The 23130-nt window shown below is 69.5% G+C and carries 23 protein-coding genes; 12 read left to right on the top strand and 11 right to left on the bottom strand.

All coding sequences use genetic code 11. The features are described 5' to 3' along the window. Positions 1 to 60 precede the first annotated feature (60 nt). Positions 61 to 204: a hypothetical protein gene (locus O5M90_RS18815; RefSeq protein ID WP_171018335.1), complete on the top strand. Its 144-nt coding sequence runs from the start codon at positions 61 to 63 to the stop codon at positions 202 to 204. Positions 205 to 218: 14 nt separating this feature from the next. Here the strand turns inward: O5M90_RS18815 and O5M90_RS18810 are convergent, their stop codons facing one another. After that, positions 219 to 773: a diguanylate cyclase domain-containing protein gene (locus O5M90_RS18810; RefSeq protein WP_269839937.1), complete on the bottom strand. Its 555-nt coding sequence runs from the start codon at positions 771 to 773 to the stop codon at positions 219 to 221. A gap of 193 nt (positions 774 to 966) precedes the next feature. Between O5M90_RS18810 and O5M90_RS18805 the strand changes: the two genes are divergently transcribed. The 4 genes from O5M90_RS18805 (at position 967) to O5M90_RS18790 (ending at position 5442) form a co-directional block, all read left to right on the top strand. Further along, positions 967 to 1527, top strand: coding sequence for an ECF-type sigma factor (locus O5M90_RS18805; protein WP_269839936.1), 561 nt, complete (start codon positions 967 to 969; stop codon positions 1525 to 1527). Beyond that, a complete protein-coding gene (locus O5M90_RS18800) occupies positions 1524 to 4280 on the top strand; it encodes a protein kinase domain-containing protein (protein ID WP_269839935.1) in 2757 nt (918 codons plus the stop codon). The genes O5M90_RS18805 and O5M90_RS18800 overlap by 4 nt, the downstream gene beginning before the upstream one ends. Next, the gene (locus O5M90_RS18795; protein WP_269839934.1) at positions 4277 to 4624 is read left to right on the top strand and encodes a hypothetical protein; all 348 of its coding nucleotides are present in this window, start codon (positions 4277 to 4279) and stop codon (positions 4622 to 4624) included. Before O5M90_RS18800 ends, O5M90_RS18795 begins: the two co-directional genes overlap by 4 nt. A 104-nt stretch (positions 4625 to 4728) precedes the next feature. Next, on the top strand, positions 4729 to 5442 hold the full coding sequence (locus O5M90_RS18790) for a PEP-CTERM sorting domain-containing protein (RefSeq protein ID WP_269839933.1): 714 nt from the start codon (positions 4729 to 4731) through the stop codon (positions 5440 to 5442). A 28-nt stretch (positions 5443 to 5470) separates the two neighbouring features. Here O5M90_RS18790 and O5M90_RS18785 read toward each other — a convergent pair whose 3' ends face one another. Further along, entirely contained in the window at positions 5471 to 6001 is a 531-nt protein-coding gene (locus O5M90_RS18785; RefSeq protein ID WP_269839932.1) for a hypothetical protein, read from the bottom strand. Between the two features lie 180 nt (positions 6002 to 6181). Between O5M90_RS18785 and O5M90_RS18780 the strand changes: the two genes are divergently transcribed. After that, positions 6182 to 7165 (top strand): Bug family tripartite tricarboxylate transporter substrate binding protein, encoded by a 984-nt coding sequence (locus O5M90_RS18780; protein WP_269839931.1) that lies wholly within the window; start codon positions 6182 to 6184, stop codon positions 7163 to 7165. 4 nt (positions 7166 to 7169) lie between these two features. On the opposite strand, the gene O5M90_RS18775 is transcribed toward O5M90_RS18780, so the two are convergent. Beyond that, positions 7170 to 8003 carry an AraC family transcriptional regulator gene (locus O5M90_RS18775; RefSeq protein ID WP_269839930.1) on the bottom strand — a complete coding sequence of 278 codons (834 nt, stop codon included), beginning with the start codon at positions 8001 to 8003 and terminating at the stop codon, positions 7170 to 7172. A gap of 56 nt (positions 8004 to 8059) precedes the next feature. Further along, positions 8060 to 8437, bottom strand: a complete 378-nt coding sequence (locus tag O5M90_RS18770) for a hypothetical protein (RefSeq protein ID WP_269839929.1) — start codon at positions 8435 to 8437, stop codon at positions 8060 to 8062. 96 nt (positions 8438 to 8533) lie between these two features. Here O5M90_RS18770 and O5M90_RS18765 point away from each other — a divergent pair, with 96 nt between their 5' ends. Next, positions 8534 to 9574 (top strand): patatin-like phospholipase family protein, encoded by a 1041-nt coding sequence (locus O5M90_RS18765; RefSeq protein WP_269839928.1) that lies wholly within the window; start codon positions 8534 to 8536, stop codon positions 9572 to 9574. An 11-nt stretch (positions 9575 to 9585) separates the two neighbouring features. Here the strand turns inward: O5M90_RS18765 and O5M90_RS18760 are convergent, their stop codons facing one another. Continuing rightward, on the bottom strand, positions 9586 to 10881 hold the full coding sequence (locus tag O5M90_RS18760) for an acetyl-CoA hydrolase/transferase family protein (protein ID WP_269839927.1): 1296 nt from the start codon (positions 10879 to 10881) through the stop codon (positions 9586 to 9588). Between the two features lie 181 nt (positions 10882 to 11062). On the opposite strand from O5M90_RS18760, the gene O5M90_RS18755 reads away from it, so the two are divergent. Next, positions 11063 to 12910, top strand: coding sequence for a sensor histidine kinase (locus tag O5M90_RS18755; protein ID WP_269839926.1), 1848 nt, complete (start codon positions 11063 to 11065; stop codon positions 12908 to 12910). Here O5M90_RS18755 and O5M90_RS18750 read toward each other — a convergent pair. Next, on the bottom strand, positions 12907 to 14553 hold the full coding sequence (locus O5M90_RS18750; protein WP_440402249.1) for a PhoX family protein: 1647 nt from the start codon (positions 14551 to 14553) through the stop codon (positions 12907 to 12909). The genes O5M90_RS18755 and O5M90_RS18750 overlap by 4 nt on opposite strands. Before the next feature lie 97 nt (positions 14554 to 14650). Beyond that, positions 14651 to 15109 carry a DUF4149 domain-containing protein gene (locus tag O5M90_RS18745; protein ID WP_137943905.1) on the bottom strand — a complete coding sequence of 153 codons (459 nt, stop codon included), beginning with the start codon at positions 15107 to 15109 and terminating at the stop codon, positions 14651 to 14653. A gap of 69 nt (positions 15110 to 15178) precedes the next feature. Between O5M90_RS18745 and O5M90_RS18740 the strand changes: the two genes are divergently transcribed. Further along, positions 15179 to 15658: an outer membrane protein assembly factor BamE gene (locus tag O5M90_RS18740; protein WP_269839924.1), complete on the top strand. Its 480-nt coding sequence runs from the start codon at positions 15179 to 15181 to the stop codon at positions 15656 to 15658. 81 nt (positions 15659 to 15739) lie between these two features. Next, the gene (locus tag O5M90_RS18735) at positions 15740 to 16495 is read left to right on the top strand and encodes an alpha/beta fold hydrolase (protein WP_269839923.1); all 756 of its coding nucleotides are present in this window, start codon (positions 15740 to 15742) and stop codon (positions 16493 to 16495) included. Here O5M90_RS18735 and O5M90_RS18730 read toward each other — a convergent pair. Beyond that, a complete protein-coding gene (locus O5M90_RS18730; RefSeq protein WP_269839922.1) occupies positions 16455 to 17159 on the bottom strand; it encodes a glutathione S-transferase family protein in 705 nt (234 codons plus the stop codon). The genes O5M90_RS18735 and O5M90_RS18730 overlap by 41 nt on opposite strands. A gap of 131 nt (positions 17160 to 17290) precedes the next feature. Between O5M90_RS18730 and O5M90_RS18725 the strand changes: the two genes are divergently transcribed. After that, the gene (locus O5M90_RS18725) at positions 17291 to 18193 is read left to right on the top strand and encodes a LysR substrate-binding domain-containing protein (RefSeq protein ID WP_269839921.1); all 903 of its coding nucleotides are present in this window, start codon (positions 17291 to 17293) and stop codon (positions 18191 to 18193) included. A 20-nt stretch (positions 18194 to 18213) separates the two neighbouring features. Here the strand turns inward: O5M90_RS18725 and O5M90_RS18720 are convergent, their stop codons facing one another. From O5M90_RS18720 to O5M90_RS18710, 3 genes are all read right to left on the bottom strand, one after another. Next, entirely contained in the window at positions 18214 to 18978 is a 765-nt protein-coding gene (locus O5M90_RS18720) for a substrate-binding periplasmic protein (RefSeq protein ID WP_269839920.1), read from the bottom strand. A gap of 59 nt (positions 18979 to 19037) precedes the next feature. Next, positions 19038 to 20039, bottom strand: a complete 1002-nt coding sequence (locus O5M90_RS18715) for a hypothetical protein (RefSeq protein ID WP_269839919.1) — start codon at positions 20037 to 20039, stop codon at positions 19038 to 19040. A 158-nt stretch (positions 20040 to 20197) separates the two neighbouring features. Further along, the gene (locus O5M90_RS18710; RefSeq protein ID WP_137943900.1) at positions 20198 to 20899 is read right to left on the bottom strand and encodes a VC0807 family protein; all 702 of its coding nucleotides are present in this window, start codon (positions 20897 to 20899) and stop codon (positions 20198 to 20200) included. A gap of 136 nt (positions 20900 to 21035) precedes the next feature. Between O5M90_RS18710 and O5M90_RS18705 the strand changes: the two genes are divergently transcribed. Then, positions 21036 to 23129, top strand: coding sequence for an RDD family protein (locus tag O5M90_RS18705; protein WP_269839918.1), 2094 nt, complete (start codon positions 21036 to 21038; stop codon positions 23127 to 23129). Position 23130: the final 1 nt, after the last annotated feature.

The following is a 23130-nucleotide window of genomic DNA, read 5'->3' as shown; positions in this document are numbered from 1 at the left end:
GCTTGACCCCGCCGGTCGGTCGGGTGCTCAATAACAGCCGGTCTGCACCGGGAGATCCCCATGCACAAGCCACCCTGGTTCCCGCCGCTGCCGCGTCTGCAAGCTCATCTGCTGGCCGGGCTGTGGGCCTGCACGCTGCTGGCCCTGCTGGGTCTGCTGCTGGCCGGCATGCTGCTGATGGCCGATGCCGGCATCGGCGGCTGAGCGCCCGCGCCGGCTCAGGTCTTGACGACCGCCAGCGGCGCCCGCACGCCCCCCAGCACATCGGCGCTGCGCTGCGCGCCCTCGGCCGCCTGGGCCAGCTCGGCGCCGGTCATGCCGGCCTCGCGGTAGACCGCCGCGCCCATGCGCAGCGCCACATAGAGCCGCTGCTCCTCCACGCCATAAGGCCCGCACAAGGCCTTGTGCAGGCGCGCCCGCACCACATCGGCCTCGGCCCGGCCGGCGTCCATCAGCACCAGGCCGAAGCGCCGCTCGCCGACCTGGGCCACGACATCGCTGCCGCGCACCCGGCCCAGCAGCCGCGCGCCAATGGCCTGCAGCAGGGCTTTCAGCGTGGCCGGCGACGGCGCCTCGGCGACGCCGGCCTGCGGATCCACCGTGATCAGCAGCACGGTGGCGCGCGCGCCATGGCGGCGGCAATGGCCCAGCTGTCGGTCCAGCAGCGCGGCGAAAGCTGGCAAGTCCTCCAGCAGCTGCAGCTGCGCGCGCAGCGTCGGCCGCTCGGCCGGGCCGCATGCGGGGTTCTTGCCGCTCAGGGTGTTGTCCTTCATGGGAAGTCTGGTCGGTAAAAGGTGGGGAAACACGGTGAGAGGGACATGACCGGCCGTGACCCGACCTCCCTGACCGGAGCCCAGCCCGCCATGCCCTCTCTTCTGTAGAACGCGATCCGCGCCGCCAACCCGACACGCCACCGAAAAAAGCGCCATCCCTAAGCCATGGACGGCTGCTAGAGTCCGGCCCTGCATGAGCGAAATCACCACCTTGTTGCGCGCCGCCGGCCAGGGCGACCGCCTGGCCGCCGACCAGGTGGTCGCCCTGCTCTACGCCGACCTGCGTCGCCTGGCCGGCCAGCGCCTGCGCCTGGCCGGCGCCGGCCAGCCCACCGCGCTGGACGCCACCGGCCTGGTGCACGAGTCCTGGCTGCGCCTGCAGCAGGCCGGCCAGCTCGACTTTGCCGACCGCCAGCACTTCATGGCCTATGCGGCGCGCACGATGCGCAGCGTCGTGATCGACCAGATCCGCAGCCGCCAGGCCCAGCGCCATGGCGGCGAGCTGCAGCAGGTCACCTTCAACACCGCCGTCGCCGAGCTGCCGCCGCAGCGCGACGAGGAGATCCTGCGTGTGCACGAGGCGCTGGCCGAGCTGGCCGCCGTCGATGCGCGCCTGGCCCAGGTGGTCGAGATGCGCTACTTCGGCGGCCTGCTCGAAGCCGAGATCGCCGACGCGCTGGGCGTGACCGAGCGCACCGTGCAGCGCGACTGGCAGAAGGCGCGGATGTTTTTGTCGCTGGCACTGGGCTCATGAGCGGCGGCCGCCCGATCGACAAGGCGCGCTGGCTGCAGCTCAGCCCGGTGCTGGACGAGTTGCTGGACCTGGACGAGCCGGCGCGCGCCGGACGGCTGGCAGCAGTTCAGGCCCTGGACCCGGGCTTGGCCGAGGACCTACAGGCCCTGCTGGCGCGCGACGCGGCGCTGGGCGGCCAGGATTTCATGGCCCGTCCCGCCCTGCCTCCGATGCTGGACCAGCCTGTGCTCGCCCTGCCCGGCCAGACGCTCGGCGCCTACACACTTGCAAACGAGATCGGCCAGGGCGGCATGGGCAGCGTCTGGCTGGCCCGGCGCACCGATGGGCGCTTCGAAGGCCAGGTCGCCATCAAGCTGCTGGCCAGCGGCCTGTTCGGCGCCGGCAGTGCCGGCCGCTTTGCCCGCGAGGGCCAGATCCTGGCCAAGCTCTCGCATCCGCATATCGCCCGGCTGCTCGATGCCGGCATCAGCGCCGAGGACGGACCCCGCAGCGGCCAGCCCTATCTGGTGCTGGAGTATGTCGACGGCCAGCCCATCGACGCCTTCTGCGAGGAGCGGCAGCTCGACACCCGCGCGCGCATCACCCTTTTTCTGGACGTGCTCGCCGCCGTGGCCCATGCGCACAACCGGCTGATCCTGCACCGCGATCTCAAGCCCAGCAACATCCTGGTCAACCGCGCCGGCGAGGTCAAGCTGCTGGACTTCGGCATCGCCAAACTGCTGGACGGCGAGGCCGAGGACGGCGCGGGCGGCGCCGCCACCGAGCTGACTCGCCAGGCCGGCCGCGCCTTCACACCGCAGTACGCCGCGCCCGAGCAGGTGCAAGGCGGCGAGGTCAGCACCGCCACCGATGTCTACGCGCTGGGCGTGCTGCTCTATCTGCTGCTCAGCGGCATCCACCCCACGGCCAAGGCCGAGCCCTCGACCACGCCGCTGGAGCGCATGCGCTCCATCGTCGAGACCGAGCCCAAGCGCCTGTCCGAGGCCGCGCGTCGCCAGGCCAATCCAGTGATTGCCGAGCGTGCCCGCACGCTGCGCGGCGACCTGGACACCATCGTCGCCAAAGCGCTGAAGAAAAAGCCCGCCGAACGCTACGCCAACGCCGAGCTGCTGGCCGCCGATCTGCGCCGCTGGCTGGCCCATGAGCCGGTCAGCGCCCGGCCCGACAGCGCCTGGTACCGCAGCGCGATGTTTCTGCGCCGCCACCGCCTGGGCGTGGCGGCCGGCAGCGGCGTCGTGCTGGCACTGGGCCTGGGCCTGGGCGTTGCCATCCACGAAGGCCGCGAGGCCCAGCACCAGCGCGACCAAGCCGAAGGCCTGATCGAGTTCATGCTGGGCGATCTGCGCAAGAAACTCGAGCCGGTGGGGCGGCTGGACGTGATGGACGCGGTGGGCGACAAGGCGCTAGGCTACTACTCGCAGCAGCAGCTCTCGGGCATGGACGCCAGCTCGCTGGGGCGGCGCGCCCGCGCCCTGCACCTGATGGGCGAGATCGCCGAGAAACGCGGCAAGCTCGACGAAGCCGACCAGCTCTTCCGCCAGGCCGCCGCCAGCACCGGCGAACTGCTGGCCCGCCACCCGGACAAGGGTGCAGTAGTGTTCGAGCACGCGCAAAGCGCCTACTGGGTCGGCTTCATCGCACGCCGCCGCGGCCAAATGGAGGAAGCACAAAGGCATTTCCAGCAGTATCTGCAGCTGGCAGAGCGACTGAGCGCACTGGAACCCGGCAATGTGGATTGGCGCACCGAGCGCGCCTTCGCGCAGCAGAATCTGGGCGTGTTGGCACTGGATCAGGGCCGGGCGCGGGCCGCGCTCGATGAGTTCCGGCGTACCGATGCCAGCTGGCGTTCAGTCGTCGAGCAGCGACCGGAGCTCTATCTCGAACAGGCCAACACTCTGGGTTGGATCGCGCGCGCTAACTTCATGCTCGGTGACTATGCTGCGGCACTGGCGACTGATAAGGAAAGGATCGAGGCCCTTCGCAATACCCCTGGAGCGACCGAGAACCGAGAGGTTCAAAGTTTGCTCGCATCCAGTCAGCATCAAATCAGTCGAATGCACTTTTTTCTCGACCAGGGAGAACAAGCCCTCCTCTGGGCAGAGAGAGCGGCGCAGACGCAGCAAGCGTTGGTGTCGCTAGATCGGGACAATCTAGAGTGGCTGCAAAGTCTGAGCGCGATACAGCTGCGGCAAGCTGAAGTGCTAAATCATCTGGGGCAACTCGCTCAAGCCCAAGCCCTAGCGGCCACACTGCACACCGATGTTTCCAGGCTGATCAGCGCAAATCCTGGGAAGCTTGACTTGCAATGCCTACTGCGGGGTCAGTTGCTAACCCTGCAAGCAAAGCTGGATGGCACCGCAGCGATAGAGCCGCTACGCCACTATCTGAAAGAAATGCAAGACATTGAAGGCGGGGACAAGACGCTCAATGCAGAACAGCGGCTTGCCGTCGGCCGGGCGGCCTTACGGCTCGGGCGCCTGCTAGCCCAAACTCCCGAGACTGCGGCCCAGGCATCCCGGTACTGGCATGCAGCTGAGGAATATCTGCGGCCCGCAGGACCAACCCTCGATGCCCAGTCGGTGACTTTGCACGCTCAGACAAGATTTTTGCTCGGCGCCCCTGAAGAAGCGCGCGCCCTGGCCGAAAAGGTGGCAGCCACAACATACCGGCATCCGGACTATGTTGAGCTTCTGCAGATGATCAAGCCCGCAGCCACTGCGGCGCGTCAACTCACAGGGAAAGATACACCATGAGCACACCCGAAAAACCCGTCCTGACCTTCAATGTCACCGGCAGCAATCTGACCGACCCGCCCACCGCCATCTGCTCGCCCGAGCTGGTGACGGTGACTGATCCCAACTCGCTGGTGCAGTTCCAGATCATCAACGCGGGCTATGCCTTCGACCCGGAAGCCCCCATCGTGTTTGACGATCCCGGTGCCAATTTCCCGGACATCTGGCTGCTCAGCGACACGCTGGTGGCGGTGCGCGACCGACTGACCAGCGGCGGTGACTTCTCGTTCACGATCAATCTGATCGAAACCGGGACTGGCAAGCGATTCAGCGTTGACCCGACCATCCGCAACTTGCCAACTTAAGTAACCAGCCCCTCGGCTGAAGGGGTTCCCACGCCTTGAACACCAGCCGCCAGCAGGCATACTCGCGCACGCTCCTCCCCCCGAACACACCAACGAGCATGCGCGTGAAATCCCTGATCATGACCCTCGGCCTGGCTGCGGCAGCCGGCCTGAGCCAGGCCGATGTGCTGTACAGCAATGGCCCCGTCGTCAACGCCGAGGGACGGTCGATCCGGCAGACCTCAGATGCCTTTTTCGGCTTTGGCGCGCAGGCCAAGTCAGGCAATGCGGTGGCGGAGGACTTCACGGTCACCGGGGAAGGCTGGCTGCTCGACAGCATCGACTTCTTCAGCTTCCAGAACAACGCCACCGCCTTCACGCTGCAGACGGTCAGCTGGAGCCTGATGGCCGGCGACCTCAACACCGGTACCCGCGTGGCTTCCGGCACCGCCGGGCTCGCCAACGGCGGCCAGGTCGGCTACCGGGTCCAGCACAACGCACTGAACAACACCGTGCGCCCGATCTACCGGGTGGTGGCCGACATCGATGATGTACAGCTGTCCGCAGGCTCCTACTGGCTGAGCTGGAGCATGACCGGCTCGCTGAGCTCCGGCCCCTGGATTCCGCCCACGGCGGACGGGGCCGTGGGCAACGCGATGCAGTCCGGCGCCGGCGGCTCCTTTGTGCAGATCCTGGACAACGGCGACGGCGTCAGCCTGCCCTTCGGGCTAAACGGCAGCGTGGTCACGGCCGTGCCCGAACCGGCCAGCGTGCTGCTGATGCTGGTCGGCGGGCTTGCGGTGGCCGGCGCAGCCCGGCGTGGCTCACGCAAGACCTGACCCTTGCTGCGCTGACCGAGCCCGCCCCTCACTCACTATCCCTCCCCCACGGTATGGATACCGTCTTGCGCTCACCCCCCTTGCGCGTGCGCAGCACGGCGTCGAAGCCTTGGCGGCCGCCGTTCAGTGCGGCGGTCAGCAGTCCTTGCAGGTCTTCGGGGCTGAGCGATTCGGCGTCGCGGCGGAACTGCTTGATGGCCAGGGCCAGCAGCTCGCGCGAGACGGCCGCATGGGTCAGCTGCACGGCCAGCATCGCGCCATAGAGATCGGGAAAGATCGCGCACAGGGTCTTGATGCGGCGCAGCGCCTCGGGCGGGCTGTGGCGCTCTTGCGGGCCCATCCAGCTGACGTCGTCGTTGTCCGCGCCATCGCCCTGCTCGCCCAGGCGCGCCTGCAGCGCAGCGATGCGGGCCAGCAGCCACTCCTTGTCGTCGGCCTCGGCGGCGCGGGCATCGACGCCGGCCAGCGCCTGGGCATCGCCCAGTGCCTCGGGCGCCAGCGCATAGCGCTCGGCGGCCAGCGCGGCCAGGCGCTCGGCGGCGGTCGTGGACTCGAGCATCGCGGCGTCCCCCAAGGGCAGGATAGACCTTGTATATCGGCCGGCGGGGGCCGTACTTGAGCCGGGTTCGGTCCATTTCGCACGGCCGATCGCGGTGCGGCCTGCGGACATCGTTGCGGCGCTACACGCGGACGGCGGGCTAAGCTGGTCACATTCGATAACAGCCCGGAGACCGACGCCATGCACATCCCCCACCCACGCCGCCGCCTCGTCGCCCTGCTGGCCGGCGCCGTGCTGACCGGCCTGCTCGGCCCGGCGCAGGCCGCCGACTTCCCGGTCAGACCGATCCGCTTCATCGTGCCCTATGCGGCCGGCGGCACCACCGATCTGGTGGCGCGCACGGTCGGCCAGAAGGTCGCGGACAAGCTGGGCCAGCCGGTGGTGATCGAGAACAAACCCGGCGCTGGCGGCAATCTGGGCATGGACGCGGTGGCGAAGGCAGCGCCCGATGGCTACACGATAGGCTTTGGCGCCATCTCGACCAATGCGCTGAACCCGCACATCTACAAAAGCGTGCCCTTCGATCCGCGCAAGGACTTCAGCGCGATCAGCATGCTGGGCTACTCGACCATCGTCGTCGAGGTGAATGCGGCCTCGCCGATCAAGAGCGTCGCCGAGCTGATCGACGTGGCCAAAAAGAACAAGGGCATGAGCTATGCGACCGCCGGCTCGGGCACCTCGATGCATCTGTCGGCCGTGCTGTTCGAGCAGATGACCGGCACCGAGCTGACCCATGTGCCCTACCGCGGCAGCGCGCCCGGCATCACCGATCTGCTGGCCGGCCATGTGGGCCTGATGTTCGACAATCTGCCGGCATCGCTGCCCCATATCCAGGCCGGCAAGCTGCGCGCGCTGGCGGTGGCCGGCAAGAGCCGCTCGCCGGCCCTGCCCCAGGTGCCGACCCTGGCCGAGGCCGGGCTGGCCGGCTATGCGGTCGAGCCCTGGTTCGGCGTCTATGCGCCGGCCCAGCTGCCGGCGCCGGTGCTGAAGCTGCTGAACCAGGCCTTTGTCGAGGCCCTGGCCCTGCCCGACGTGAAGGAGAAGCTGCTGCAGGCCGGCTTCACGCCGCGCAGCTCCAGCGCCCAGGAGCTGACGGCGCTGGGCCTGGCCGAGTACGAACGCCTGGGCGCCGTGGCAAGAAAAGCCAATATGGGTCTGGACTGAGGACTTAGCGCAGCGCCAGCCGGTGGCCGACTCCCAGCTGCTGCTGGTAGCGCCCCGGCGTCAGCCCGTAGCGGCCGGCAAAGGCACGGGTCAGATGAGCCTGGTCGGTCAGGCCCACGGCGGCGGCCACCTCGGCGCCCGGCTGGCCCAGGCCTAGCAGGCGCTTGGCCTCGATGAGGCGCAGTGCCATCAGCACCTGCTGCGGCGTCGCATGGTGCTGGGTCTTGAAGCTGCGCAGAAAGTGAAAAGGGCTCAGGCCGGCAACACCGGCCAGCTGCTCCAGGCTCAGGGTCTGATCCAGCGAGGCGCGCATGAAGTCCAGCACTGGCGCAAAGCGGGGCGCGGCCTCGGGCCGCAGCCGCCGGCCCACGCAGGCATGGCGGCGCAGCGCCTCCACCAACAGCAGCAGCCGGCTGTCGAAGCACAGGCCATCATCGCCCGCCCGCCAGAGCCCGGCGATCAGGCCTGCCACCTCGGCGGCGCAGGCCGCGTCGTGGGCCACGGCCGCATCGAACCACCAGTCCGGCTCGCCGCTGAGCTCGGCCAGCAGCTCGCGGTCCAGATAGGCCATGCGGTAGCCCCAGGCATCGGCGGTCTCGGCCTGGCCGGTGTGGATGTCCTCGGGATTCATCAGCATCAGCGTCGCGCGCGGCGCCAGATGCTCGGCGCCGCGCCAGCGGAAGCGGCCGACCCCGGCCGTGATCGCGCCCAGGCCGAAGGCCTCGTGGGTGTGCGGCTCGAAGCGATGGCTCAGGATGGAGGCGTGATAGAGCTCTACCCCGGCGCGGTGCGCGGGGCGGCGGTACTGCGCCTGGTCGCTGGCATGTTCGAACTGCATGGCCGCGATGATGGCAGAAGCGGCGCCATCGCGCGGCGCGGCCGGGCCACGCCGTCTCAGCGCTGGTGCGGCCGCAGGATCTGGGTATCGGCAAATCCGTCGGACGGCGGCTCGGCGCCGCGCGCCGGCGCCGCACGCGGCAGCAGCAGGTCATCGCGCGGTGCCGGCGGCGCAGCGGCGACAGCGTGGCCATTGCCCTTGCCGTGCCCCTGGGCCGCCAGGCGCAGACCGGCCAGCTCCTGCTGCAGGCCCTCGATCTGCTTGCGCGCCTGGGCCGCCTGCTGGGCCGCGAACTGGCGGGCCTTGTCGACCTTGTCGAGCCGTGCCGCAGCGGCCCGCAGCTGGCGAGTGGCCCACCACCAGACTGCGCCCAGCAGCAGCACCGTCCACGCCGCGAACGCGGCACCCGTCATCAACCATTGATTTGCTTGCATGCCGGCTCGCCTCTCTCGGGTTGTCTGCCAGGCCAATGTAGCGCCATGGCGTCAGGCTGGCGATACCTCAAGCCTGGGGGGCATACTGTGGCTGCCATGCCGCGAACGAGCCCCCGCAAAGCCATCAACCTCGCCCTGCAGGGCGGCGGCTCGCATGGCGCCTTCACCTGGGGCGTGCTTGACTGCCTGCTGGCCGACGGCCGGCTGCACCTGGAGGCGCTCAGCGCCACCAGCGCCGGCAGCCTCAATGCGGTAGCGCTGGCCGATGGCTTGCGGCGCGGCGGCGCCGACGGGGCACGTCAGGCGCTGGAGGATTTGTGGCGCGCCGTCGCGGCGGCCGGGCGGGCGCCGGCGAGCTGGCAGGCGCCGTGGCTGGACGCCTTCATGCATGGCTTGCAGCAGGCCGTGCCGCCCGAGCTTTCGCCCATGCATCAATGGACGGCCGCGCTGACCCAGCTGTTCTCACCCTACCAGCTCAATCCGCTGAACCTGAACCCGCTGCGCGACATCGTCCAGGCCCAGGTCGACTTCGAGGCGCTGCGGCGCGCGCCGCCGCTGAAGCTGTTCCTGAGCGCCACCAATGTCGAGACCGGCAAGATCCGCGTCTTCAGCGGCGCGCAGATCACCCCGGATGCGGTGCTGGCCAGCGCCTGCCTGCCGACGCTGTTCCAGGCGGTCGAGATAGCCGGCGAGTATTTCTGGGACGGCGGCTATATGGGCAACCCGGCGATCTTCCCGTTGATCTACGACAGCGACAGCGCCGATGTGCTGATCGTCCACGTCAACCCGGTGCTGCGTCGCGGCGTGCCGCGCAGCGCCACCGAGATCGCCAACCGCGTCAACGAGATCAGCTTCAACTCCTCGCTGATGCGCGAGATGCGCGCGATCGCCTTCGTCACCGGCCTGATCGATCGCGGCAAGCTCGCGCCCGAGGACGCCCGCCTGATGCGCATCCACTCGATCCGCTGCGACGAGCTGATGGCGGCCCAGGGCGTGGTCAGCAAGCTGGACACCGCCTGGCCCTATCTGTGCGAGCTGCGCGATGCCGGCCGAGTCCAGGCCCAGGCCTGGCTGGATGAGCACTTCGCCCAGGTGGGCAAGCGCTCGACGGTGGATATCCGGGCGGAGTTTCTGTAGCCCCCCGCGCCTCAGAGCAGATTCAGCCGCCTGGCCCCCTCGCGCAGCTCGGCGCGGAAGTCGGGGTGGGCGATGGCGATCATCTCCAGCGCGCGCTGCTTGCCGCTCTTGCCGCGCAGCTGGGCCACGCCGTACTCGCTGACCACATAGTTGATGTCGTTCTTGCCGGTCGTGACATGGGTGCCGGGGCTCAGGGTAGGGACGATGCGGCTGATGCTGTCGTCCTTGGCGGTGGACGGCAGCACGATGAAGGCCTTGCCGCCCTGCGAGCGGTTCGCGGCGCGCACGAAATCGACCTGGCCGCCGGTGCCCGAGTAGGGCAGATGGGCCAGGCTCTCCGAGCCGCACTGGCCCAGCAGGTCGATCTGCAGGGTCGCGTTGATGGCCACCAAGTTGTCGTTGCGGCCGGCCAGATAGGGATCGTTGGTGAAGTCCACCGGGTGCATCTCCAGGCCCGGGTTGCGGTCCATGAAGCGGTAGAGCTTTTGCGAGCCCAGCGCGAAGGTCGCGACCATCTTGCCGGGCAGGTAGTTCTTGCGGCTGTTGGTGACGACGCCGGCCTCGACCAGGCTCATGATGCCGTCGCCAATCATTTCGGTGTGCACGCCCAGCTCGTGCTTGTCGGTCAGCTGCATCACCACCGCGTCGGGAATGCCGCCATAGCCGATCTGCAGGGTCGAGCCGTCCTCGATCATTTCGGCGACGTATTTGCCGATCGCCTGCTGCACCGGCCCGATCTTGGGCAGACCCACCTCCAGCACCGGCTCGCTGCTCTCGACCAGGGCGCTGACCTGGGAAATGTGCACATGGCAAGCGCCGAAGGCAAAGGGCACATGGGGGTTGACCTCGAGCACCACCGCGCGGGCCTTGGTCAGCGCGGCCATCGTGTAGTCGGCCCCCAGGCTCAGTGCGAAGTAGCCGTGAGCATCCATCGGCGAGGCCAGCGCAAACACCACATCGGCCGGGATCAGGCCACGCGCGATCAGCGCCGGCATCTCGGAGAAATAGCTGGGGATGAAGTCTATCCAGCCGGCCTGGCCGCCGGCGCGCGAGGCGGCGCCATAGAAAAAGGCCAGATGGCGCACATGCTCGGTCGTCTCGGGATCGAAATAGCCGAACTTGCGCACCGGCAGGATCTGCGCCACCTTGATGTCGCGAAAGCGCCGGCGCTGTTCGGACAGCGCCGTCAGCAGGGCCGGCGGCTCGCCGACGCCGGTGGGCACGATGATGGAGTCGCCGTTGCGAAGCTGATCGAGCGCCTCGGCGGCGCTGCGGAGCTTCTGGCGATACAGGTCTTGAACGGACATGGCAGGCCTTGCGGAACGGCTGGGCCCCCAGTGTCGCCGCGCTGGCTGACACCGGCTTGACCCCTGGCGCCGAATATTTCGCTGCCTGCGGCTTTAGCCGGGCCGGCATACTGTCGCCTACAACTCGATACGGGTCGCACAGCGGCCCGACAAGACCAGCGTGGCAACACACGGGAGCGCCATGACCCTGATCGAGCCGGCGGCGAGCGTCCCGCGCAAGCGCCGCCTGTCCTATGCCCTGGTGCTGACACCGCTGCTGATCGGCAACGCGCTGATGCTGGCGCTGTGCCTGCTGGGCTTTTATGTGCTGTCGGCCACGCGCGCCTATGTGGGCGGCGAGAGCCAGTGGTCGAAGGCACGCGCCCAGGCCGTCAAGCATCTGCGCGCCTATGCCGCCAGCGGCGCGCCGGCGCAGCTGCAGCGTTTCCAGCAGGCCCTGCAAGTGCCGCTGGGCGACCGCGCCGCCCGCCTGGAGCTGGACAAGCCCGCGCCCGATCTGCGCCTGGCGACGGCGGCCTTCGAGCGCGGCGGCAATGCCGCCGACGACATTCCCGGCATGATGCGGCTGTACCGCTGGGCCGGCCGCAGCGATCTGATGCGGCCCTCGGTGCAGGCCTGGGAGCGCGGCGATGCCCATATCTTCCGGCTGCAGGCCATGGGCGAGCAGCTGCAGCAGTTGCATGCCCAGCCCGGCCCGCCGGGCGAGGAGCGCCTGGCGCGTATCGCGCTGCTGATGTTCGCGATCGAGGAGCTGGACAACGAGCTGCTGGGGCTGGAGCGCCAGTTCAGCCAGGCCCTCGGCGAGGCCTCGCGCAGCACCTACCTGGCGCTGGCCCTGGCCATCGGCCTGACCGCGCTGCTGCTGACCCTGACGGCCTACGCGCTGGCGCGCAGCGGGCTGCGCCGCCAGGCCCGCTACGAGACCGCGCTGGAGGCGGCCAATCAGCGCTGGTCGCTGGCGGCGCAAAGCGATGGCCTGGGCCTGTTCGAATGGCAGCAGCGCAGCGACCGGGTGCTGCTGGACGCGCGCGCCTGTGCCGTGTACGGCCTGGCCTGCGGAACTGAGGGTCTGAACCTGGCACGCAGCCAGCTGCATGCCCAGGTCGACCCCGACGATATCCCGGCGCTGGAGCTGCAGCTCGACCAGACCCTGGCTTCGGCCGAGCCCTTCTTCCGGCACCGCTTCCGCATCCGCGTCGACGGCGCGGCCCGCCATGTCGAGGTCAGCGGCCTGATGTTTCGCAGCGCGGCCAAGGAGGACCACCGCATGGTGGGCGTGATCAAGGATGTCAGCGCCCGCGTGCACCAGGCGCAGCTGGAGCTGGAGATCGCCGCCGCCGAGCGCAGCGCGGCCGCGCGCATGGAGTTTTTGTCGCGGCTGAGCCATGAGCTGCGCACGCCGCTGAATGCGGTGCTGGGCTTCTCGGAGCTGATGCTGCTGGACCGGGCCGACGCGCTGAGCCCGAACCAGCAGCGCCGCGTCCAGCTGATCGGCGGCGCCGGTCGCCATCTGCTGCGCCTGGTCGACGATGTGCTGGACATCAGCAGCATCGACTCGGGTCATTTCAGCGTCGAGCGCCGGCCCACGCCGCTGGCGCCGGTGCTGGCCAGCGCCGCCGCGCTGGTCGCCAGCGAGGTGCAGGCGCATGACATCCAGCTGGCGCTGGAGCCGCCGCCGGCCTCGCTGAGCGTGCTGGCCGACGAGCAGCGGCTCGGCCAGGTGCTGGCCAATCTGCTCAGCAATGCCTGCAAATACAACCGCCACGGCGGCCGCGTGCGCGTGCGCACCGAGCTTCAGGGCGACCAGGTGCGGATCGCGATCGAGGATCAGGGCCAGGGTCTCACCGAGGCCGAACAGGCCCAGCTGTTCCAGCCCTTCAAGCGCCTGCCGGCCACCGCCCATCTGAGCGGCACCGGCCTGGGACTGAGCATCGTCAAGCTGCTGATGGAGCAGATGGGCGGTGCGGTCAGCGTCAGCAGCCAGCCCGGCGCGGGCTCGGTGTTCACGCTGACGCTACGGGCCGCCTAGAGATTGCCGCGCATCCAGGGGCCGGCGATCGCAACGGTCAGGCCGGGTCGCTGCAGATTGACGAAGAGCAGCCGGCCGCTGGGGTCGAAGCAGGCGCCGCAGAACTCCGAGTCGAGGTAGCTGCCGGCGGCCACCTGCTTGCCGGCGGCCTGCAGCGGGCCGGCCTCCAGCAACAGATGGTTCTTGCAGAAGATATAGGCCGCGCCGGCCGGGCTCAGGCCCAAGAGGCGCGAGCCGCTGCCATAGCCATCGGCCGAAGCGCCGCCGTCCTCGCACAGCAGGATGCCGCCGCGCGGGCTGACGGTGACGTTGTCCGGGTTGTTGCCGACGCTGGCGTCGCCGCTGACAAAGATCGCACGCAGCCGCATCGTCGCCAGGCTCAGCTCCCAGACCGCACCCTCGCCCTGACCGGGCCGGTTGTTGCGATCGACACCGGCCGCGGTATCGACGATGTAGAGCTTGCCGGCGGCATGCCAGATGCCCTCGCCGCGGCTCATTCGGGCACAGCCCTGGCTCAGCGCCTGGTGGGTCGGGCCGGCAGCAAAGCCCAGGCTGACGCCGCCGGGCTGGCCGACCACCACCACCGGGTCGGCATCGGGGTCGGCGATGTCCACCCACTCCAGCTCGTACTCGTCGCCGATCTGCGGGTCCAGCAGGCCGACATCATTGGCCTGGGCCAGCGTGGCCGGCACCGCCTTGCGCAGCAGCGCACGGATGCGGGCAGCCTGCAGCCGGCCGCCGCGATGCAGGCTGCCGGGCTGGCCGCTGCTGTCCTTCGGCAGATAGCGGTAGAGCGCGCTGATATTGCGGTTGTCCTCGGTCAGATAGACATGGCCGCTGGCCGGATCGACGGCGACGGCCTCGTGCACAAAACGGCCCATGCCGACGATGGGCTCGGCGCTGGTGTGGGCCGGCTCGCTGTGGACCTCGAACACATAGCCATGCTTCCTGCCGCCAATGCCAGAAAAGTCATAGATCGTCTCCTCGCAGCTGAGCCAGCTGCCCCAGGGGGTCGGGCCGCCGGCGCAGTTGCCCAGCGTGCCGCCCAGCGAGCCGCGCGCGCCCACCCACTGGTTGTCGCGCATCAGCAAGGTCGAGGTGCCGCCGGCCACATAGCCGCTGAAGGGCGTCGGCGCCGGCGCGGCCGGGTTAGTGACTACGCCGCTGGCGCCTATGCGTATCGGCAGGCCGGCGTAGAAGGCGGTGATGATGCCCTTGACCGGCTTGTCGGCGTAGACATGCGGCGCGGCGATGGCTTCGGCCGGCGTGGCCACCAGGCCGCGCTCATGGTTGCGCACCAGCAGCAGCTCGCTGCTGCGGCCGACGCGGCGTGCGCCGACCACGGCCATGCCATCATGGGCATTCGGGGTCGGCCGGCCATCGTCCATCGCATCGCCGCTCCAGCCATAGGAGCGGTAGGAAAAGCCGGCCGGCAGCTGCAGCAGCGGCAGGCCGGTGCTCAGATCATTGACCGGGGCCAGTGCGCCATAGGGCGAGACCGCCGTCAGCAGCTGCTTGCCACCGGTGGCGGCCATCGCATTGCGAACCTGCAGCCCGCCCAGGATGCTGGCCATGCCGCCGGCGGCCAGGGCTCCGGAGCCCTGCAGGAGTTGGCGTCGGCGGGGGGAAAACTGCTGCGGCATGGTCGGCTCCTGGTGGCGTTGGCTGCCGCCATGCTGCGCCGCCGATGTGGCAGGCCCGTGACCAGCCTCCAGGCCGAACGGCCTGGGTGCGCCCGTCTCAAGCCAGTAGCCGCACAGCCGCGATCGCCAGCCAGCCCAGCACGAAGTTCAGCCACACCAGCTTGTGGATCAGCCCGGCCGCCGCTGCGGCCTGCGGCCATTGGGCGCCGGCCAGCGCGCGGCGGAACTTGCGGAAACCGGCAAAGTAGATATGGCCGAAGATCGCGAACATCGCCAGGCCCAGCACCAGCATCACATTCCAGCCCAGCGGCACGCTGCCGCCGGCGGCCTTGTACGCGGCGGTGTAGAGATGGCTGCCGGTGCCAAACAGCAGCACGATGGCCCCGAGCACCAGGGCGAAGAAGCGCCGCCAGACTTGCTCCATCAGCCGCGCGCGCGGCTGCGGCTCCAGCGTCGCGACGGCGGCCGGCCGCAGCGCGAACAGCATGAAGACCATGCCGCCCATCCAGACGATGGCGGCGACCAGATGCAATAGTTTGATGAGTTCGTAAAGCATGGGCCGATTGTGAGGGGAGCTGCCGATAATCGGGCCACCATGCCCCGTCATTCATCGCTCACCCTCTGCATGACCGCACTGCTGGTCGCGCTGGCCGGCTGCGCCACGCTGGAGCGCGATGCCCGCCTGCAGCCCGGCATCAGCACGGCCGACCAGGTGCAGGCCTTCTACGGTCGGCCGGTGCAGGTCTGGCAGGACGCCGATGGCGGCCGCACGCTGGAATATTCGAGCCAGCCCTTCGGCAACACCTGCTTCATGGTCAAGCTCGACGCGGCCGGCAAGCTGGTCGGCGTGCGCGACACCCTGCTTGAGGCCAGCCGCTTCAGCATCACGCCCGGCATGAGCGAGGAACAGGTCAGCCGCCTGCTGGGCCGGGAGCGCACGCGGGTATTCTTCCGCTTCAGCGGCGAGGATGTCTGGGACTGGAATGTGCAGCCCGAGCAGGGCGGCTATCTGCTGCGCTTCAATGTGCACTTCAAGAACGGCCGGGTGCTCCGGCTGAGCCAGAGCACGGTATTCCCGAGCGACCGTTTTCCCGATCTGGATTGAGTCGCCGCCGCTGCTGACACGACTTGTCAGCAGCGCCTTCGTAGCATGCAGGCACTCATCACAACAGCATCAGGAGGCCGCATGTCACCCACCACCACCGTCTTGCTGCATGGCGCCGGCACCGGCGCCTGGGTCTGGGACGACGTCATCCAGCGGATGAAGACGCCCGTGCTGGCGCTGGAAGTGCCGGGGCGGCAGCCGGGGGTCACGCCCGGCGCCTGCGCCGAGGCCTTGGTGGCCGAACTGGACCGGCGCGGCATCGGCGCGGTCGTGCTGGTGGCACATTCGCTGGCCGGCGTGCTGGTGCCGGATCTGGCCGAGCGGCTCGGCGCACGGCTGCGCCACTGCGTCTATCTGGCCGCCGTCGTGCCGCCACCGGGTGGCGCCTTCGTCGACGCGCTGGGCCTGGTCCAGCGGCTGCTGCTGCGCCTGCTGTTCGCCTTCAAGCCGCGCGGACTGAAGCCCGGCGCGGCCATGATCCGCCAGGAGCTGTGCAACGATCTGGAGCCCAGCATGGCCGAGCTGGTGATCTCGCGCTACGCGGCCGAGTTCCCCGGCCTCTATCTGGCGCCGACCGCCGCCACGCCGGCGCCCGGCGGCGCCAGCTATATCAAGCTGCTGAAGGACCAGAGCCTGCCGCCGGCGCTGCAGGACCGCATGGTGGCCCGGCTGCGTCAGCCGCGCCTGGACACGCTGGACGCCGGCCATCTGGCCATGCTGTCGGCGCCGCAGGCGCTGGCCCGCAAGCTCGACCAGCTGGTGGCGCGCTTTCCGCCGCCCTGGCCGGAGCGCCAGTTCAGCGCACCGGCAGGGCTGCAACAGCCTGCTCCAGGCTGAGGTGCCCCTGGTAGCCGCCGGCCGTCACGGCCGCCGTCTGGCGCTCGATCGCATGGGCGAAGACCACCGCCGGGTCGACCTCCAGGCGCTCGTAGAGGCGCTGCAGCGCCGGATAGTCGCGCCGATCAATCACCTCGTGATAGCGGGTCCAGCGCGCGATGCCGATGAAGTAGGCGTCGGCCAGGGTCTTGTGCTCGCCCAGCAGATAGGGTCGGTCGCCCAGCATGGCCTCCAGCTGCGCATGGACCTTCTCGACATTGCCTGCGCCGTAGCGGCGCAGCGCGGCCGCGTCGGCGGCATCGCCGGCATGCTCCAGCGCATGCCAGAGCGGGCTGAAGGCATTGAAGAAGCTGGTGTTCAGATAGGCCAGCATCTGGTTCAGGCGATCGAAGTCGCGGCTGCCCTGGGCAAAGCCGATGCGCCGGGCCTCATCCCGGGCACCGAGATGGTTCAGGATGGCCAGGCTCTCGCTGAGCAGGGCACCGTCGGCCGTCATCAGCGTGGGCGTCTCGCCGAGCGGGTTGATGCGCCGGTAGGCCGGGGTGATGGCCAGCTCGGGCATCTCGATGCGGCACAGCCGGTAGGGTTGTGCCAGCCATTCCAGCGCCACAATGGAGCCGAAGGAACAGCCGGAGGGCACACCGTAGAAGAGAACCGGGGTCATGTCTTGATCCTGTGTTGAGAGTTGTCGGTCCGGTCAATGTAGGAGCCCGGGCCAGGCCTGAGTAGCCCGTCTGGCGCAGACGCAAAGTCTCTGTCCATGGACTTTGCGGCCGCCCCCACCCACCCGTTGTGATGCTGAAACTCAATGACCTGCCCTTCTTTGTCGCCGCCGTCGAGCAGGGCGGATTTGCCGCCGCCGCGCGCCAGCTGGGCCTGCCCAAGTCCACCATCAGCAAGCGCGTGGCCGAGCTCGAAGCCGGCTTGCAGGCACGGCTGATCCAGCGCAGCTCGCGCAGCTTTGTGCTGACCGAGCTGGGCCGTGATTTCTACGAGCATGCGCGTGCGGCCTTGATCGAGGCCGAGGCCGCCGAGCAGGTGGTGCGGCGGCGCGCCGCCGAGCCCAGCGGCACGGTCCGGATCAGCGCCTCGGTGCCGACCGCCCAGCTCGATCTGGCCGCCCATCTGCCGCGCCTGGCCAGCGCCCTGCCCAAGGTGCGGCTGCAGCTCGATGTCACGGACCGCTTTGTCGACGTCGCGCAGGAGGGCTATGACATCGTCGTGCGCAGCCACTTCGCGCCCCTGCCCGACTCGGGCCTGGTGCAGCGGCTGCTGAACGTCGAGGCCATCATCCTGGTCGCGGCGCCGGCCTATCTGGAGGGGCAGGAGGCGCCGCTGCAGCCCGATCAGCTGGCGGCCCAGCAGGGCTTGCTGACCGGGCCGCAGCAGCTCAGCTGGCGGCTCTGGGACGCCGCCGGCGAGTCCGTCCAGGTGACGCCGCAGCCGCGCCTGATCGCCAATGAATCGACCGTGCTGCTGCAGGCCGCGCTGGCCGGACTGGGCATCGTCTGCCTGCCCGAAGCGATGTGCCGGGCCGCGCTGCGCGAGGGCCAGCTGCGCCGGGTGCTGCCCGACTGGCATGCCGGCCGCGTCAGCACCAGCCTGCTGATGCCGCACCGGCGCGGCCAGCTGCCGGCGGTGCGGGCCACGGTGGAGTTTCTGGTCGAGTGCCTGGGTGCAGGGGCCGCCGACCGATAAGGCCCAGATGCCGATTGGGCTCAGCTCAGCCCATGCCGCGCGGCCACGGCGTTGTAGACACCGTTGCGCCGCAACTCGGCCAAGGCCTTGTTGAAACGCGCCAACAGACCGGTGTCGCCAGGATTGCCCGGGTACAGACGAGAACTCATCAGGAAGTTGAAGCCCACATGCATGGGTCGATCGAGCATATGGAAGTGGGCTTGCTCCTCGAGCGGAAACAGCTTTTTGATCATGTCACGGCCGACCGCCTCGACCGCCGGCACCAGGTCGACCCGGCCGGCCCGCAGTTTGCCGAAGCTCTGCTCCTCACCGATCGCAAACTCGGCCTGCAGCCCCGCGTCGGCGAACATCTTCTCGTAGTAATAGCCACGCACCCCGCCCAGACGATAGGGCTTCAGATCGCTCAACTCGCTGAAGCTGATTTGCGGGCGAGGCCCGCCCGGGCTGTAGTAGAAAAACATGGTCCGCTTGGCATACAGCGGCTCAGAGAACAGATGCTTGCGCTCGCGTTCCGGCGTCGGCACATAGGGCACCGCGCCCCAGGCCTGCAAGGCTTCAACGGCCAGCTCGCAGCGCTTCCAGGGCATGAAACGGAACTCGAAACGCAGGCCCATCTGCTTGCCGATTTCGTCGAACAGATCGCTCAGGAAACTCTGCTCGCGCCGCTCGCTCACATAGGGTGGCAGCTCGCCGGCCACGATGATCAGCGAGGCCTGGGCCACGGCCTCGGCGCACACAAGAGTGCCGCCCAGCAACAGCAATGCCTCTCGTCTGCGCAAGCCCATGACCCGCTCCTCTCTCGACGGGCCCAGCAAGCCCGTCATTCGCAGTATGGCCGCATTGCTTACAGAGGGCTGTTACCGACTGCCGCCACCGGCCGGCCATCCGTGCATGACGCCAGCACAAAAGGCAGCTCGCGCCACTTGGCCTCGCCCTCGTTGCAGCCCGGCTTGCAGGCGCAGGACTTGGCCTTCAGCATCGCGTTGAGCTGGGCGCTTTCCTTGGGCGCCAGGCGCGGCAGCTTGGCCGTCAGCAGCAGCTGCATCGCGGCGGCCGGCGTGGGCGCATCGGGCGCCGGCACCGGGCCCAGGAGGGTCTGGATGGCGCGGGCCTCGGCCAGAGCCGCCGCCGGTTTGGCGCCGCTGCGCAGCTTGCGCAGATAGCCCAGGCCCACTTCCATCGCCGCATAGCCGCGCGCGGCGGCCATTGTGAAGGGGGTGCGGAAGGCGGCGGTGTAGAGGCCTTCGACCTGGGTCCAGCGCGCGCGGTCGATGGCCACGGTCGGGCACAGCACGGCATCGAACTTCTCCGAGGCCACCGGCTCGAAATCCATCCAGCAGCTGCTGCTGGCCGAAACCCGCAGCCCGGTCTCGCGGCGCAGGGTCGCGGCCACGCTTTCGCCGACCCGCGGCCCGACCCGGCCGAGCTGCAGCACCGGGTCCTCCAGCGGGAAGCGTTCGGCATTGGCCGACACCAGCGGGATACCGGCCGTCTTCAGCAGCGCCGGCACACCGCCCAGCACGCACCAGCCGCCCAGCACCAGATCGACCTTGGCCTCGACCAGCTGCTTGGCCGCCGCCTCGGCACGCCGGTAGTCGCAGCCGCTGTCCTGCACCAGCAGGGTCGGCACCGGCTGGATCGAGGAGGTCTTCAGCGCCAGCAACATGCCTTTGTGGATCTCCTCGCCCTGGGCCGCGCTGGGCCAGCTCTTGGGCACGATGGCGCCGATGGTGGGCGGCGCGGCCTGGGCCGCCGCACACAGCCCCCAGCCCAGCACGGCGGCGGCCAGGCCCTGCAAGCCCAATAATAGGCCGCCGACCCTTCTTTTCTCGCTCTTGTGGCTCATTCGCATCCCCCCGGGCACCGGACCGCGTCATTGCGGGCCTGGCGGCTCCATCTAGACAGGTGGGCGACGGTAAGCGAGGCGCCGTACCAACAGGCCTGGGAACTTCCCGCAGTCGGGGCCTGCCACAGTGCGGTACTGCACGGACGGGCCGTCCGTGCTCACTGATGGCGCAGGCAGTCTTCCAGCTTCAGCCCGGTCATCCGGTGGATGCCCTTGGCCAGATAGAACAGCACGCCCATGGTCAGCAGCATCGAGGGGATCGCTATCATCGGCCAGCTCAGCAGATTCATGCGGCCCAGCTCGGCGTTGAAGGCCTCGGTGCCGGCCGGGCTGGTGACCAGCCAGCGCGCCAGCACATAGTTCATCACGCTGGAGAAGGCGAAGCTGCCGGCCAGCATCAGCGTGCCCAGGCGCAGCCGGCGCTCGAAGGCGGCGCTCTGGCCGCGCTCGGCCAGCGCGGCCTCGATGCGCGGCACATCCATCATGCTCGGGTTGAACACCAGCAGGCGCACCAGCGGGCGCTTGCTCAGCACCGACAGCAGGATGGCCAGGCCGATCACGCCGGGCACCGCCGCCTCCTTGATGGCCAGCCAGCGCGTGTCCAGCGCCAGCAGGCCGATGCCGCCGGTCAGCAGGGTGCTGAACACGCCCAGCGCCGCCATCCAGCTGAAGCGCCGCTCGCGCAGCGCGGTCCAGGCCGCCCAGACCAGCGGAAAAGCCAGCGCCAGCACCAGCGCGCGGGCCGAGCCCAGGCGCTCGGGGCTGCTGAGCTGCATCAGCACCAGGGAGGGCGCCAGTATCGTGACCAGCAGCTCGGTCAGGGTCTGGGTGCTGGAAGGACGGGGCGTAGCATCGGACATCGAGAAAGCAGGCTCAAAACGGCAATAACGCCATGTTGAACTGTACGCGCACCGCCACTCCCCCCTTGTTCGTCGGGAATGCGTGACAAATCACGCCAACGGCGCCGCCGTCGCGGCAAAGCGGCGCGCTAGAGTCATGGCCACACCCTGGGAGCACAGCGTGGCCACGACCACCGATCACGAGAACCCGTTCGCCTCGCCCTTGACGATGGTGCAAAAACCCGCGCAAGAGCTACCCCCGGGCTTCAAGCCGCCGCCCAGCCGCAAGCCGCGCCCGAGCGCGCCGCCGCCGCCGCCGGCCACCTTGGGCCGGCGTGCGCTGGCCCTGCTGGTCGATGCGCTGGCGCTGATCGGCCTGAGCGCGCCGCTGCTGTGGCTGGCCTATCGCGAGGGCTTTGTCGGCCGGCTCGACGATGTGCGCCCGGCCAGTCTGCTGATCAACTGGGCGCTGCCGGCGCTGTATTTCATCGGCTTCTGGGCCTGGCAGGGCACGACGCCGGGCAAGCTGCTGGCCGGATTGCTGGTGGTCGATGCGCGCAGCGGCGCACGGCCCACACCGGGCCGCTGCGCGCTGCGCTGGCTCGGCTATCTGCTGTCGGCCCTGCCGCTGGGCCTGGGCTTTGCCTGGGCCGCGCTGGATGGCGAGCGCCGCTGCTGGCACGACCGCATGGCCGGCACCCGGGTGGTGCTGCGCCGCCCGCGCAGCGAGGCCGATTCGGGCAGCGGCTATCTCGCGGCCCACTGGCAGGGCGAGCACAGCCTGGCGCGCAGTTTCTGGATCAACAATGTGCTGCTGTCGCTGCCTATCGGCTTGGCGCTGACCGGGCTGATGACCTGGATCAGCCTGAAGGGCGAGGCCTTGCAGGCCGGCAGCATCGCGATGCTGATCGGCTGGCCGCTGATCCTGGCCTTCGATACCTGGGCCATCGTCGGCGCCTGGCGCGCCGCCCATGCCTACCGTCGCATCGACGGCTCCGCCCTGTGGGCCAATCTGGCCCGGCTGAGTCTGGTGCTGAGCGCCTTGCAGATGGTGGTGTCGACGCTGTTCGGCTTCCTGCCCCAGGCCGGCGAGTACTGGCAGATGGCGCGCGGCAGCGACCCGATCGGCCAGGCCTCGTTCAAGCTCTCGGCCGATGGCCGCACCTTGCGGCTGGACGGGCCCATCGGCATGGGCGACGCGACCCGGCTGCAGAAGCTGCTGGCCGGCACGGCCCAGCCGGTGCGGCTGTTCGAGCTGGCCTCGCCGGGCGGGCGCGTCTACGAGGCCGAGCGCATGGTCGAGCAGGTGCGCAAGACCGGTGCGGCCACCCGCGCGGTGGGCGGCTGCGAAAGCGCCTGCACCCTGGTCTTTCTGGCCGGCCAGCAGCGCCAGCTGATGCCCGGCGCGCGCCTGGGTTTTCACCGCGCCTCCAGCGGCAGCTACAACCCGGTGTTCGACGAGGTCGCCAACCAGGAGCTGGCCGCCACCTACCGCGAGATGGGCCTGCCCGAGCCGCTGATACAGCGCACGCTGCGCACACCGGCCGACAGCATGTGGTATCCGGCCAGCGACGAGCTGATCCTGCATGCGCTGATCGAGGCGCCACCGCAGACCCTGGATGTGGTGCTGCCCTCGGACCCGGCCACCAGCACCGAGCAGGACTATCTGGACGCACTGGGCGCCAACCCGGCCTGGCATCTGCTGGGCGCACGCTACCCCGAGCTGCTGCCGGCCGCGGCAGCCCGCATGCGCGCCGCCCATCTGGCCCAGCCGGGCAATGCCGACGAGCCGCAGAATGCCGCGCTGCGGGTGCTGGCCGAGCGGCTGCCGGGGCTGCTGATGGAGGTGTCGCCCGAGCTGCGGCGCCGCTATCTGGCCGTGTTGAAGGCCCAGCTGCGCACCGCCCGCGCGGCCGGCCCGGCCATCTGCCAGGCCCTGCTGGGCGGCCAGCTGGAGCTGCGCCGCGCGATGCCCGCCGAGCTGCGGGCCCAGGAGACCCGCTGGCTGGGCGCGGCCGCCGAGGCAGCGGCGCCGCGCTGGCTGCCCAAGGCCCCCAGCGCACTGGAGCTGGAGGTGGTGCGTCGCACCTTGGGCGGCCATGCGCCGGGCCTGCTTGGCCGGGTCTGGGTCGAGGATGGCGGCGCTCGCGCCCCGTCCTGCGACGCGGTGCTGCGCACACTGGACCAGGCGGCCGCGCTGCCGGTGGCGCAGCGCGAGCTGGCCGAGCGGCTGCTGCTGCAGCGGCTCTGAT

The organism is Paucibacter sp. M5-1 (assembly GCF_027498415.2).
Taxonomy (GTDB): Bacteria; Pseudomonadota; Gammaproteobacteria; order Burkholderiales; family Burkholderiaceae_C; genus Roseateles_E.
The sequence above is the reverse complement of the archived record's forward strand: the minus strand, read 5'-3'. Positions and strand labels throughout refer to the sequence as shown.